This is a genomic window from Peptoniphilus sp. SGI.035 (assembly GCF_050315115.1).
In the GTDB taxonomy this organism is placed as follows: domain Bacteria; phylum Bacillota; class Clostridia; order Tissierellales; family Peptoniphilaceae; genus Peptoniphilus_A.
This window is the reverse complement of sequence record NZ_JBNPOJ010000003.1, coordinates 96,461-111,959: the sequence shown is the minus strand read 5'-3', so window position 1 is coordinate 111,959 and position 15,499 is coordinate 96,461. Positions and strand designations below refer to the sequence as shown.

The 15,499-nt window shown below is 31.5% G+C and carries 6 protein-coding genes; all 6 read left to right on the top strand.

Features of this window, described 5'->3' with window-relative positions:
* The first annotated feature begins 72 nt into the window (after nt 1–72).
* The 6 genes from ACQRC6_RS02680 (at nt 73) to ACQRC6_RS02655 (ending at nt 15,448) form a co-directional block, all read left to right on the top strand.
* Nucleotides 73–2,238 carry an efflux RND transporter periplasmic adaptor subunit gene (locus tag ACQRC6_RS02680; RefSeq protein WP_427847619.1) on the top strand — a complete coding sequence of 722 codons (2,166 nt, stop codon included), beginning with the start codon at nt 73–75 and terminating at the stop codon, nt 2,236–2,238.
* Complete coding sequence (locus ACQRC6_RS02675) at nt 2,228–2,911, top strand: ABC transporter ATP-binding protein (RefSeq protein ID WP_427847618.1); 684 nt, start codon at nt 2,228–2,230, stop codon at nt 2,909–2,911. The genes ACQRC6_RS02680 and ACQRC6_RS02675 overlap by 11 nt, the downstream gene beginning before the upstream one ends.
* Entirely contained in the window at nt 2,911–4,164 is a 1,254-nt protein-coding gene (locus tag ACQRC6_RS02670; protein ID WP_427847617.1) for an ABC transporter permease, read from the top strand. The genes ACQRC6_RS02675 and ACQRC6_RS02670 overlap by 1 nt, the downstream gene beginning before the upstream one ends.
* Nucleotides 4,165–4,167: 3 nt before the next feature.
* Nucleotides 4,168–4,383, top strand: coding sequence for a hypothetical protein (locus tag ACQRC6_RS02665; RefSeq protein ID WP_427847616.1), 216 nt, complete (start codon nt 4,168–4,170; stop codon nt 4,381–4,383).
* 680 nt (nt 4,384–5,063) lie between these two features.
* A complete protein-coding gene (locus ACQRC6_RS02660; protein WP_427847615.1) occupies nt 5,064–13,193 on the top strand; it encodes a SpaA isopeptide-forming pilin-related protein in 8,130 nt (2,709 codons plus the stop codon).
* Nucleotides 13,194–13,294: 101 nt separating this feature from the next.
* Nucleotides 13,295–15,448 carry a pilin N-terminal domain-containing protein gene (locus ACQRC6_RS02655; protein ID WP_427847614.1) on the top strand — a complete coding sequence of 718 codons (2,154 nt, stop codon included), beginning with the start codon at nt 13,295–13,297 and terminating at the stop codon, nt 15,446–15,448.
* The last annotated feature ends 51 nt before the right edge of the window (nt 15,449–15,499 follow it).

The window sequence follows — 15,499 nt, the reverse complement described above, 5'->3', positions numbered from 1 at the left end:
GCAGTGTTTAACTATTGCAAATTCAGATAATCATACTATATAATACTTTTGATAATATTCTTGGAGGTTAGTATGAAAAATTTATACATAAAGGCAAAGAATTTAATTTTTAAAAATAAGAAAACCAAGATAATTGCATTATTGCTATTATTTTTAATTGTATTTTTAATATTTAAAATAATTTCGGGAAAACTAAAAGGTGGAGATGGCGAAGGAGTTTCACAAAACCAAGTGGTTACATTGGAGAGGGGAAGTGTTACAAATTCCGTTACAGAAAAGGGAAAAGTTGTACCTTCAAATTCTGTTGAAGTCTATGCAGAAAAGCCACTTCCAGTTACTCACGTAAATGTAAAAGTGGGCGATAAAGTTAAAAAGGGCGATGTAATTGCAGAATTGGATTCATCTTCTATTGAGCAACAATTAAAGTCAAGGCGTGCACAAAAGTCAGCCACAGATAAAAATGTTTCTGCACAAATTTCTGCGGCAAAAAAGAGATTATCAGAAGCAATTAGTGGCAGAGATTCAGGGAAAAACGCAGCAATTGTAGCTGCTGAAACTTCTATTACACAAGCAATGGATCAGTATTTAGCTGCGCAAAAAGCCTATGACGATTTTAAGAGAAGCATTGACGAGAAATACAATCAAGGGATAGTTGCAGAGGGCGATACAAAGGAAAATCTTGCTTACCAAGAAGAAGCGGCAAGTTTAAAATACAAACAACTTCAAGATGATATGAATAAAAATGCCAATAAAATTTCTGAAAACAGAGCTATTGCATCAGACAAGTCTAAGAAAACTAGCTATTTGCAAAATTCACTTGAAAATGAAAAGAGAAGATCAACTGAGATAGGGATTTCCATAAAAGAAGAACAGGAAAGATTAACTGAAGCTCAAGGACAAGTTTCTAATTATCAAACAGAAATAAGTGGACTACAAGCACAAAAAAATCAATTAGAAGCAAAAAAACAAAAACTAGAAAAAGATAAAGAAAGTCTATTGACATCAACTTCAAATGAAGCAAAAAAAGAATTAGATAAAGTTTTAAGAGAACTAGATAGAGTAGTAGAACAAATAGGACAATGTGATAAAGATATTATAGATAAAAAATCAGCCCTTGATGCAATTAACTTCGATGAAATAAAAAAATCGGCAAATGAAAATATAAACAGTCTTACAAGAAGGCAAAACGAAGTCGAAATCGAAGTAAATAGAATTACGGAAGAACTTGGAAATGCCAAAGCTGACGAACAAAAATACACATTAGAAGCAGATGCACTGGAAAAAGAAATAGAAGCACAAAAGAAACAAGTGGACGCAACAAAACTTGAAGTGCAAAAAGCAAAAGATGATGTCAATCTAAATTCCGACAAAGCTTTAAAATCACAAAAAGCACGTGAAGACGAGTTAAAAACTTTGGCACAAAGTGTAGAAACTGCAAAGAATAATTATGAAAGTGCAAAGAAAAATCTTGAATCTACAAAAACCCAAGTGGCAAATGAAATTTCTGGACTTTCTGACAATTTAAAAACTGCAAAGGCAGGCGCAAACAATTTAGACAGCGTAGAAATTGAAAATCTAACAGAAGAATTAGAAAAAGTAATGATAAAAGCACCAGCTGACGGAACTGTTACAGAGTTAAATGCAAAAGAAGGGCAAACACCAGCAGCATCTGTTGCCAAAATTGAAACCATAGAAACATTGAGAATTGAATCACAAGTAAAAGAATACGACAAAAATTCTGTATCCGTTGGGACAGAAGTAGAAATTACATCAGATGCAGTCATGGGCAAAAACTACAAGGGCAAAGTAATTTCCATAGAGCCAGTGCCAATGAAAGCGTCAGAGGAAAATAAAACTAGCGAAGTATTATACAAGACAGTAATAGAAATTAATAGTGGACAAGAAAATGAACTTGCACCAGGCATGAGCCTTAGAGTTAAGTATATTTTGAGCGAAGAAAAAAACACTTTCAAAGTACCCACAGATGCAATTTTCGATAGAGATGGCAAAAAATATGTACTTGCACTAAGGGAAAAGGGCAAGGATAAATATCAAATTGAAAAAGTTGAAGTAACCTTAGGGCTTGCTAATGATGCAGAAACTGCAATAAAATCCAAAAACTTAAAGGAAAAAGATAAAGTTCTTGCAACATCAGGAGGCTATGGCGAGGGAAGTATTGTAAAAATTTTAGATACACCTATGCTAGAGGAAAAGGCTGGAAAAGAAGATGAAAAATAATTTCATAAAAATGCGGGACATAAAAAAGTCCTTTAACATTGGAAAAGAAAACGAATTGGAAATACTTCACGGCATAGATTTTGACGTAAATGAGGGCGACTTCGTTTCAGTAGTGGGACAGTCCGGTTCAGGAAAGTCAACTTTAATGAATATAATTGGACTTTTAGACAGACAGACATCGGGATATTATGAACTTAATAAAGTAGACATTTCCTCGTTAAAGGACAGCGAACTTTCTAGTTATCGTTCCAAAAAAATTGGCTTTGTATTTCAAAATTTCAATCTAATTCCAAGATCAAATGCACTTAAAAATGTGGAACTACCCATGACATATGCAGGAATTTCAAAAAAAGAGAGGACAGAGCGAGCAGAAAGACTTTTAGAAATTGTGGATATGAAGGACAGGATGAAACACCTCCCCAACGAATTATCTGGAGGACAAAAGCAGAGGGTGGCAATAGCAAGGTCTATGGCAAATAATCCCGACATAATCCTAGCAGATGAACCTACGGGAGCATTGGACTCCAAAACGGGAAGAAATGTAATGGATCTCTTTCACAAGCTAAACGAAGTGGAGAAGAGGACAATAATCATCATCACTCACAACCTTGAACTTGCAGAGGAAGCCACTCGAATTTACAAAATGAACGATGGAATGTTGGAGGAGATTTAATGGATTTATTAGAAACAATAAAACTCTCCTTGGAAGGATTGAGATCCAATAAGCTAAGGTCCTTTTTGACCATGCTTGGCATTATAATCGGCATAGGTTCAGTAATTGGCATCACGACAATAGGCAACGCACTTACAAAATCCGTAAATAAAGCCTTTGACTCCATAGCTAATACAGCAGTCCAAATTTATGTGCAGTCAAAAAAATCTGATTACGATAATAGCGAACTTAGCGAAGGTGATTTTTTAACGGAAAATATAATAAATTATTTAGAAGCACAAAAGGGCAGGAAGATAGACAAACTCATCTACAATGGAGCTGGTGGAAACGGCTTTGTAAAAGAAGGAAGAAATAAAGAACAAGTTACAATATCGGCGACATCACAGGATGAAAAAAATATTTTCAAAATAAAAATGCTTGCCGGCAGGTTTTTAAATGAAGAAGATGTAAAGAGAGGCAAGTCAGTTGTAGTAATATCCGACAAGGTTTTGGAAAAAGTATATAAAACTTCGGCACCAGAAGTACTTGGCAGAGAAGCAAAAATCGAAAGCAATGGCAAGCTAATAGTTGCCATGATTATTGGCGTCTACAAGTACGAAGAGATATCCGTAATGGGACAATCCTTCAACGGATCTAGTTCCACAATATACATTCCAAGGACGACGGGAGATAGAGAATTTTTGACAGAGCCAAGAACTTTTTATTATGACGTAACAATGACTTTAAAAAATTCCGATACAATAGAAGAAGATGCACAATCAATTGTCGACGACTTAAACGCAAAATTTTACGCCAACAATCCTAGAGCAGAGGTGAAATATTATTCAGCAAAAAGCGAAATTTCACAAGTAAATGGCGCCATGGGTTCAATTCAATTAGCAATTGGAGCAATCGCAGCCATATCCCTTTTAGTTGGTGGAATTGGAGTAATGAACATTCTTCTAGTTTCAGTAACAGAGAGAACGAGAGAAATTGGAATAAGAAAGGCACTTGGGGCAACTAGGGGAGACATACGAAAACAATTTATAATAGAATCTGTGATAATTTGTATAATTGGAGGAATTTTCGGCATAATCTTAGGGTCAATAATCGGACTTGTGGGGTCTAAACTTTTGAAGGCGCCATCACTTCCATCAATTGGTTCCATTGTAGTAGCAGTTGGATTTTCTATGCTAATAGGAATTTTCTTTGGTTACTATCCAGCTAACAAAGCAGCAAAACTTGACCCAATAGAAGCCCTTAGATATGAATAAATTTTGAAGATTTATAATATAAGCATAGAAAGTACAGAGGATACAATAACAAAAAGATTTATAAAAATTTTGCTTTTCTATCAAGTGCTGGGAGGAATGCTTCTAAACTTATATTCTCAGCTAAGTACTGCTAAACAAGAAAAGCTATATGAAAATTTATTAACATATGCTTTATTCCCACAAGTTAGAAAGACATTTTTAGAAAATAAAAATAAATAAGAAATGAAGTTTCAACTTATTAAAAAAGGCAAACCCTTAGAAGATTTCTAAAGGTTTGTCTTTTTGTATGTATATTTATTTTACAAGAAAGAATGTACGACGAGTAAATAGAAGGGCTAAAGCAAATTATTTGTGCACTAAAAGAAAAAAAAAAAAAACAAAATGAGATAAACAGTAACTAAGAGGTAACTAAAAGATAGATGAATAAATAAATATAAAAATAATAGTAAAAAATCAATTAATAGTATTTACAGATAGTTTGCTTAGAATTATTATTAATATATAATATCAATTGAATTTAGCGATATGTAATCAGTATTTTATTTAAAAATCAATATATTATATTATACTATTTAGGTATATTTTATATTGAAATAGATTTTTATATAGACGAATTAAAAATAATATAAAAATTGATGCGAAAGGTTCGCAATACTGGATGGTAGTCCTATAAACAAAGGGATACAGTCAGTTTCATATAATAAAAAATATAGATGTGTATTAGAATTTGTGAAAAAATATACAAAATTATACAATCTTATACTAAAGAAAAGTATTTTGTAAACTAAACATAAGCTTTTTTAAATACATAAATAAAAATTAATTAATACAAGACCTTACATTACAAAAGAACTAAGGAAAATTATATAGAATATAAAACTTTAGAAAGGAAAGTAAAAATGAAGGATAGAAAGCAAAAAATTATAATAATATTACTTATAATAGCCATATTAATTCCTATATTTCCAGATTCAATAATGGCTTTAAAAGCAGAAAAGTATTCGGGAGTGCCTCTTGAGCTAGATGGTGAACATTCGAAAAAAAATAAAGTTATTGAAACAGATGCTTCTCAGCCAAAAAAGAAAAGTGAAAGCATATTTGAAGAGAATACTTCTCAGCCAAAAAAGAAAAGTGAAAGCATATTTGAAGAGAATACTTCTCAGCCAAAAAAGAAGAGTGAAAGCATATTTGAAGAGAATACTTCTCAGCCAAAAAAGAAAAGTGAAACCATAATTGAAACTTCTCCTGAAAGTTTGGAAATATTAAATGGACAAAGGGATAGCACTTCTAAAAACTCTCCAAAAGATAAAGCATTTAAAGATAAAAAAGATATTACACTTTCTGAACCTAAACTTAATTCAGCTTCTGAAGAGCTTCCTAAAGTAGGTCCTGAGTCTTTGCCAATGGCAGATAGTCTATCTCCCGGTCAAAGTAAAATTCTATCCAGCCCTAAGACAAATTATCACAATGGGGAAAGATTAGATTTAAAGGGCATAGAGATTTTGACAAAAAATGCAGATGGACAAGCAAAACTTTATACCCTAGAGGAATTGCTTTCGAGAGAAGATATTTCTATAAACCCAAAACAAGGAGAAACAATAGGAGCAAGTTATTATAGTAAATTAAAAGATCCTACTTACTTATCTAAGGAATCTGAAAGTGTAAAAAAAGAAATAGCTAATTACATAGAAAAACATCCACTAGAGGATTTTAAAGAACCCGTTAATCAAATAACTATCAATATCCCTGGTTGTGAAGAGATACAAATTCCTTTAACCATAGAAGAAGATCAACTACATTTAAGCCCATTAGAATTATTTAATGCACTAAAATTAAAAAATTCTTCTATGATGCTTTTAAATATTGATAAATTAACTTATAGGATAGGCGAGGAGATTAACCTAGATTCTTTAAAAATACTTTTAAAAGATAAAGATGGAAATCTATCTATAATTACTGGCAGTGAAATTTTAAATAATTCTAATTTTAAAGTAGACACCTTAAAATTTAGTTCTATTCAAAGTTTATTAATTCAAAAATCAAAAATGGAAGAAAAGGAAGGAGTTCTGACACAGAACAAGCAAGATATTGAAAAAATCCTTGAAGGAGTAAGAAATGACAAAAAGGAAAACATACAAAATATATTAGCCAGTGGAATTTTCAAAGACTTAACTACAATAGTAGATAGCAGAGAACCAATTCAGACTTCAATAAAAATAGAAGGGGAGAATTTTGGAGAGTTATACCTTCCAATAACCATTGTAAATAATGATTCTCTAATTACTCCTTTAGATAGTAAGGGAGATTTAAACCTTTTAAGCTGGGCATTAAATTTAGACGACCAAAGCATATATGTAGAAACATTAGATGTAAATAGCTTAGCAGATATAAAAGAAGCTGAGATAGAATTTTCTGAATCAATAAATAAAGAAAAATCTAATATCACCATTGATAGGATAGTTAAAACTAATGGCTTAGATGAGGAGGATATCAGCCTAAGAGATATTGAACTTAGAAATATCCCTGAAGAATTAAGGCAAAAACACTTAGCTGGAGAAGATATTAGCCAAGAATTGCCAAAATTTAATATTAACAATCCTTTGAGTTTTTCTAAAAATTTAGAAGCAGGAAATAAATACGTATTTTTTATAAAAGTAAAACAAAAAGCTAAGGAAGAAACAATAAATAAGGATATAAAAGCTAAGGATGAGATAATAAACAAAGAAAGCAATAATAAAGAAATAATAAACAAAGAGATTAATAATAAAGAAAGCAATCTAAAAATTAATAATGAAATAATTGAAAATACAAATATTGGAAAGGATACAATAGACTCTAAACTTTTAGTAGATATAAAGGTCAAAGTTTTAGACAATGATGAGATAAAAGAAGAAGTTAAAAATATAATTGTCAACTCCGGCAATAGTTTACTCTTACCTACTGTTGTTCTTATTCCTATAATTCCTCCTTCAGAAATTAGAGGAGATTTTCTTATAAAAAAAGTAGACTCTGAGGATGGAAAACCACTAAATGGTGCTACCTTCAAGCTTTATGATGTCAATAGAAAATATGAATCTTTTCATAATATAAGTGATAGAGGGGAAACAATTGTTACACGTCTTTTGGGATTATATATATTAAGTGAATTAAGGGCACCAGAAGGATATGAATTGTCAAAAAAAGAATGGTCTATATATGTAAGTTCAGAAGGAAGAGCCTATATACATGAAATTGGCGAAAGACATTATGGTAAAAGTAAGGGAAATGATGTAACAAATAATGTGTTGCTAACAGGGGCAATAGATTTTACAGATTATTCAGCTAACAATAAATTAGACATGGGAACGGAAGAAGAGCATATTAAGATAGATATGAATATTCATGTAAATGGTTCTGTAAATCCGGGAGATTACTTTAGTATTAAAGAATCTAACACTCTTCACTACAATATGACACGACCTGATTATATGGACTATCCATCAATTGTAGATAAAGAGGGAAGGGTTCTAGCCTATCCAACCTATGGACCAAGTTTTAATATAGAAGATGGTTCTGGAAAAGAAATAGTTTATGTCTTTACAAAAGATGTAGCCGGCAGGACAAACTTAGATATGGAAATGACTTGGAAACATTCTGTAAATCTAAATTATGTACCAAATTCTGGAATTTATGATTTTTCTGTATCTGTGGGAGAACATGATACTATATCAAAAAAGATAAACGTACTTTATAATAAAGAACCTGACAAAGCACCAGCTAATGATTTGAATATGGATGCAGATTATATATATACAAATGAGCAAACTGGAAGATATACTTTGATTGCCTATATCAATCCAATGAAAAAAAATATAACAAGAGATCAATATACTGTGGAGATATGTCCTGAAATTGAATTTAATAATAATAAGTTAAATGTGGGAGATATGCTAGATGTTTATCCAAACGGTAATGTACAAGATGGTAGGACACGAATTTCAGTATATAAGTTTAAAGATAAAGAGCCTATACCGAAAGCTGTAATTTTTGATGAATCTAAATTAGAAAAAGTTCCTTATAAAGTTGATCTATTCATGTCAGAAGATGCATTTGATGTATATGCAAAAAAAGTTAAATTTGATAATGATCCAGGGGCAACTTATTTGATAAAGATTGATGGTGATATGAAGTTTCCAAAAGAAGACCCCCAAAAAGAAACTATTCTTGCTCACAGGTTCAAAGTAAAAGCTGGTCCATCTCTAGAATTTAAACAAACTTATGAAGTTCCAGTAGAGTATAGTGATGAAAGTGCAAAAGAAATCACTAAAATGCCAAGTATAACCGTAGAAAATACCAAAAAGACAGTAACAGAGGCAAAGGGAAAACTTGAGCTTATAAAGAAAGATGAAAATGGAGCTGGATTAGGAAGAGCAGTATTTAAATTAGAATCCGTCGATTACAATAATTTAGGCTCAAGTAGAATCTCACCAAAAGATGGCAAAATCTTATTTGATAATATAAGTCCCGGACTATATGAACTAAGGGAAGAGTATGCACCAGCAGGATATGAATTATCAAATAAAAAATGGTCTGTATATGTAAATTCAGAAGGAAAAACCTTTATACAGGAAATTGGCGACATAGGTACTTTGAGAAATGACCAAAATGATGTAACAAGTAGAGTAATATTTTCAGGGGATTTGAGTTTTAATGATATTTCAGGTAACCGTAAACTTGACGTGGGAACAGAGGAAAATAATATTGCAATAAATATGCATATGGTAATAAATGATTCTGTAAATCCGGGAGATTACTTTACTATTAAAGAGTCCGACACTCTTCACTACAATATGTTACAACCTGATAAGATGAACTATCCATCAATTGTGGATAAAGAAGGAAGGATTCTAGCCTATCCAACCTATGGAGTAAATTTTAATATAAGAAATGGTTCCGGAAAAGAAATAAGCTATGTATTTACAGATAATGTAGTTGGTATGAAAAATCTTGAAATGGATGTAACTTGGAATCATTCTGTTAATCAAAACTTTGTGCGACATTCTTGGGAGGAAGAATATTATGTATCTTTGGGTAATCAAAAAATAACTAAAAATTTTGTTGTCTTATATAAAAATCCACAGGAAGAAGAAAGCAGAAATTTAAATATTGATACAAATTATCTATATACCAATGATCAAAGTGGAAGATACACTCAAATAGCATATATCAACCCTTTGAAAAAAGATATAAGAGGAGAGTGTAACATCAATATATATCCTGCTTCCACTAAACTTAATTTCAATATGGCAGATATAAAAGATGGCAAGACAAAAATTAAATTATATAAATTTATAGACCAAAGGTACTGGATACCTGATGCTGTAATTTTTGAAGAATCTAAATTAGATTTAGTTGACCCAAGTGAATATACACTTTCCTTTATTACAGAAAAAAAAGATGGAGAGGATGTAAACCTAGCACAAGTTAAGCTCAATAATATTGGAACATCAACTTATTTAATAAAGGTTGAGAGCGAAATGAAATTTCCAGAGGAAAATTCGGGTGAAAGGACTACCCTTGATCAATGGATAGAATTAACTAATGGTGGAGCAGGAGTGAAAAGAGCTAATTCAATTGCACTAAATTATAGCAAGGCAAGTGGAAGCGGCACAATCAGTGATGAAATTCCAAGTATTACTGTAACAAATATAAAGAAAAAAGCCGTAAATCTTTTAATCTACAAGAAGAATGTGCAAGGAAATCTACTGGATGCAGAATTTAAATTGACAGGAACATCAACAGATGGAGATGAATATGAATCTAACGGAACCAGAGATAAAGATGGAATTCTAATGTTTGTTGATTTAAAACCGGGAGAATATACCCTTACAGAAACTTTGGGACCTGTGGGATATGAAAGATTTGATGGATATTGGAAGATTGTAGTAACTGAGGACTGTAAAGTTACAGCAACTCCTAGTAAGAAGGAGAAAAAAGTAGATTATAAAATTCAAAACTTTAAGGGAAAAAGGATATATGAATACATCTCTGGATATTATTATAGTCTAATGGATGTACAGGCACTCTTAAGTCAAAATTCTGGAGGAGATAGTCTTAATTTAAAAATCTTGTACAAGGGGCAAGATTTATATGGCAATATATCTTATCCTATAGAAATTGTATTTGATACTAAAAATTTTACAATATTAGACCATGATGGTAATACTGTTAATGGAGAGTATATGAATCAACTCTTATCAGGTAGTGGAAATCCAAGTGGAGAAATCAATTTTACTGTAAAATGGAAAGACCTTAGTAAGACTTACCCACGAAGTCCAATTGAAGAATTGACATACAAAAATATAAAATTGGAAGAATCCACTTATCCTACTGCATCTCCAATAAAATATGAAGTTACAGGCGAAACAAAAGATTTACGGACTATTGGTTCAGGTGGTAATACATTCTATTATGAAATAACAAATAAAGAAAAGCTATATGAAGCAGAATTTTTGAAAGTAGGCAGAAATAATCCCGATGATTCCTCTCAAGATATTCCTCTTGCAAATGTAGAATTTAAATTATATAAAAAAGATTCGGAGGGCAATTTTGTTGACTATGGTATTAGAGCTATATCAGAAAAAGACGGCTCAATTAAAATAAAAGGTCTTGGAGTAGGAGAATATGAGCTTCACGAAGTTTATATACCAGATGGATATGAACCTAAAAAGGGAAGTGTAAAGGCATTTAAAATTGCTTGGAATGGCAATGTAGAAATAAAAGATGCAGATGATAACTATCACCCTATAAATGATGAAAATAAGAAGATAATAAACTATAAAAGTGGAACAGAAAAAATTACAATATATAAAAAAGGTCCACAGGGAGAAAAACTTAAAGATGTAGTATTTCAACTAATAGGTTCTAATGGGACTGTTGTAAACACTGGAACGACAAATGAAGACGGAAAGGTTGTATTTGAAAATTTACAATATGGCAAATATTGGTTAAGAGAATTTAAAACTGTGAAGGGTTATGTTTTAGATCCTAACCCTATACCAGTATTCCTGGGCAAAGACTGGGAAGCTCCAAGATATCCAGAAAATCCAAAAAATTGGGACGATTATATTTCAATAAAACAATCAGAAAATAATGATATTGTTTCAACTTCAGGGAAAAATACTGTTTATCCAAACAAGGCAGAGGGACTTGTGGCAAGAATTAATTGTGTAATTAATAAGCCGCGTAATGCACCAAATATAAATCCGGGCGATACTTTTACTCTTCGATTGAGTCAAAATTTAGACCTAGATGGTACTACAGTGAAAGTAGAAGATAAGGACTTTGATATAATGACTCCTTCTGGAAAGCTTGCTGTGGCAAAAATAGCAGAGGACAGAAGAAGTATAGAGTATACTTTTACAGATTATGTAAAATATCATGAAGTATCAGAATTCAATATTAATATTCCTGTTTTTATCAATAGGGAATTAATATTGAATAATGAAAATGATGTAGAGTTTTCTTTAGAAATTGGCAGGGAAAAATTCTCCAAAAATCTTAATGTGAGCTACGAAAACTATGTTTCAGATCCTAATAGAGTTAAGACATATGTTACTAAATTTGACGATAAAACAGGAAAGTTTACAGCTATAATATATGTCAATCCACAAGGGGATTATGATTATAATCGTATAGTAGATTTTAGGATAGATGGATTGAGAAGATGGGAGATTAAAATGTTTTCTGCAACTGCTGGAGTGGAAAATCTTCCATGGTCATATGGTGTTGACTATAGAAAACTAAATAGATTGCCCGTTAACTTTAATCTAATTGATGGTAAAATTTTGAGATTTTATCTTGGAAATGAACTTTCTAACAATGCCTATGTTATAAAAATTGACGGTCAAGCTGAGATTAATGGAAGGGAAATTACAACAAATACTCAATACAACAGAACAACATATATTAGCGAAGATATCTACGGACAAAGTTTTTATGAAAATAGATGTAGCTATTGGCAAACATATATAAAATACTACAAGCCAGAAAGCACTGCACAAGGTGAAGTTGTATTTAATCTTAAAAATGAGAAAAACAAGATTGAGTTTATCAAAATAGAAGGGAAAAGTGCTGATAATATTCCTAAAAATGAAAATCCTTCAGGTGATTCAGCAGCTGGAAGTCATCAAAATAAATTGCCAATCTATCTTGAAGGTGCAACATTCAGGTTAAAGAAGAAGGATGGCAACGTATGGTCTTATTATAATGACGTTGTAAAATCAGATTCTCAAGGTAGATTCTCTTGGGAAGGTCTTCCACAAGGGGAATATCAAGTTTGGGAAATTGAGGCACCGAAAGGTTATATTACACCTAAAACCTTTGTATCAAGTTTTAAGGTAGATAATAAGGGAAATATTGTCAATATTTTAAATGACAATATTGCAATTCCAAATGAAACAAATATGTTTTTCTATCTTAATAAGATTTGGAAGGACGATGAAGCTCAAGAACGTTCTATAACTAAGGGAACATTGGAACTTACTTTAAAAGCACCAGAAGGTAAAGTATTTCCTGATGGAGTAAAAGTAGATGAGAAAAATGCACAAATTAATGATAGAAAATATAAGATAAAATCAATTTCTGATGATAGAAAAAGCATTACTTTAGAAATTGATTTAGAAAATGCTTATGAAAAAATAATAGGTTCTCAAGATGATAAAAACAAAGGTATTAAAATCATCGTTCCTGATGACTGGCCAAGTGGAAATTATACACTTACAGAAAGTAAGGCACCTGCTGGATATAAAAAGGGAACAGAAGATTATAATATAACTATCAACCAAGAGGAAAAGTCCATAAAATCAGGAAATAACATTCTTTATTCTAAAAATGGACAAGTTATGACCTTAAATTCTCTAAAGATAGTCAATGAAAAAGGACTATTCCCAAAAACAGGTGGAATAGGAAGTTTAATCTTTACTATTGCAGGTGTAACCATAATGGCAGCTGCCTTTATAGGATATAGAAGAAAGAAGGTGATTAAATAAATGATAAGGAAATATCAATTCACCTTAGGGGTTAGAAATCCCACTTTACTTTAAGTAGCATGAAGGTAAGAAAAACTAAAAATTAAAAAAAGGAGACAAAAATGAAAAAAAATAAAAATTTATTGTCACTACTGCTTTCTATATTTTTGTTAATAGGTATAGTTAGTCCAGTATTGGCAGTTACTGATCTAGGAAGTGTTCAAAAGGAAGAAGTGGTTGGCAGTTTTACAAAAGATGATGTACAAGAAACAAAACCACAACAAACTAATTTATTCGTTCATAAGTTAGTAGCAGATGAATATAATCTAGGAGTTCCAGTAGATCATAATGGAGGAAAATTAGAAGAAGGTCAATTAGGTAAATTAGGAACTAATGTAAAGGGCTTAGATGGAGTTACATTTACTTACTATAAAGTAGAAGATGCTAAAAAGTTCAAAGAAATGGTAAATTATCCAGCAGCATATGCCTCAAAAGAAGCAGTAGAAGAACATTTAGAAGCTCAAGCTACTGGTACTGTTGTAACTAAAAATGGAGGAGTAGCTGAAGTAGCATTAGCAGATGGAAATTATTGGTTTATTGAAACTGATCGTCCAACAAATATTACTGAGGCAGTAGCCGTACCTTTTGGTATTACTCTACCTCTTATGAACCAAGTTACAGTTGAAAAACATGCTCCAGGTACTGTATATTTAAAAAATGTACATGTATATCCTAAGAATTTAACTAAAAAGGTACAACTTGACAAGGGATTTGGAAAGAGTAAGGAAGGTATAGATTCTTCAATGCTAAAAGTTTGGCAAGAAACTTATGGTCCTAAATATGAAAATTATTTAAATGATAAAGCAAAAATTGATGCACGTATTGGTTCTACTGTACCTTTTGAATCTAAGACTTCTTTAAAACAAGGTCAAATATATAAGAAACTTTCATGGTCAGATATAATGACTGATGGTTTAAAATATAATGAAGGTTCTTTAAAGGTTACTGTAGGTGGAGAAGAATTAAGCTCAAGTGAATATACAGTAACTTCACTTGCTAATGGCATGGGATTTGACTTAGTTATTGAAAATACGGAAGCTATAAAAAAGATTAATGAAAAATTAGAAGCTGGAGATGTAGAAGTTGTACTAAATTATACTGCAATTGTAACAAAACTTGCAGTAGTAGATAGTCCTGAATCAAATAATATTACTTTCACTCCGGGAGAACCAACTCATAAGAATGATCAAAATCCTATTAATCCATCTGAAGGCAAGATAAGTGTAACTAAGAGCTGGGATAAAAATCTAGAAGAATCTAAGCCTGTTCTTATTACCTATATGTTAATTGACAAAACAACTAATACAAATGTTGCAACAGTTACTTTATATGGTTCTGCTAATATTGTATCTAAAAGTGTAAACGAAGGTATGGATATAGAAGTAGATGGATATAATGTAACTTTTACAGGACTTAATAATGAGCATCAATATGTAGTAGAAGAATTTGCCAATGGATACGATCCAAAATACACTGCTGCTAATATAATTGAGAATAAAGAAAATCCAAACACTATTACTCCAACACCTCCACAAGTAGTTGTAGGCGGTAAGAAATTCGTTAAGACTAATGGAGAGCCTGATAGAATAACTGATGCAATTACAACAAATCGTCTAGCAGGTGCAGAATTTGTTATAAAAAATGACGCAGGAAAATATCTTAAAGCACTAGCAGAGTCTAAAATTGCTAAGGAAGAACAAACAGTAAAAAAGGCAAAGGAAAATTTAGACCAAGCTGTTGAAACATATAATAAACTTCCTGAAGATCAACAAGATGACCAAGCAAAGAAAGTTGTAGATGAAGCACAAGATGCTTATAATAAAGCAGTAAAAGATGCTGCAACTGCTTATGACTGGGGAGATAATAGGGATGAAGCATTAGTTTTAGTATCTGATGCACAAGGACGTTTTGAAATCACAGGTCTTTCCTATGGAAATTATAAATTAGAAGAAATTAAAGCTCCTCAAGGTTTTGCTAAGCTAGAAAGTGATGTAGAATTTACAGTAGATGAAAATAGTTATACTAAAAATGGAGATATTGAATATACTATTGAAATAACTGATGGTAAACCTAAATATGATGCTAAAGAAGTTAAGAATAAAAATTTAACTATTCCACAAACTGGTGGTATTGGTACTGTCATATTCACTGTTGTTGGTATTGGCTTAATGGCTGGTGCTGTTATAGCAATGAGAAGAAATAAAGAAGAAGCTTAATCAATCTATTGATTGAGATGGATATTTTTGAGATAATATCTTGAGATTTTA

Coding starts and splice junctions, on each gene's coding strand:
- ACQRC6_RS02680 (WP_427847619.1), top strand. CDS start 73: ATGAAAAATTTATACATAAAGGCAAAGAATTTAATTTTTAAAAATAAG.
- ACQRC6_RS02675 (WP_427847618.1), top strand. CDS start 2,228: ATGAAAAATAATTTCATAAAAATGCGGGACATAAAAAAGTCCTTTAAC.
- ACQRC6_RS02670 (WP_427847617.1), top strand. CDS start 2,911: ATGGATTTATTAGAAACAATAAAACTCTCCTTGGAAGGATTGAGATCC.
- ACQRC6_RS02660 (WP_427847615.1), top strand. CDS start 5,064: ATGAAGGATAGAAAGCAAAAAATTATAATAATATTACTTATAATAGCC.
- ACQRC6_RS02655 (WP_427847614.1), top strand. CDS start 13,295: ATGAAAAAAAATAAAAATTTATTGTCACTACTGCTTTCTATATTTTTG.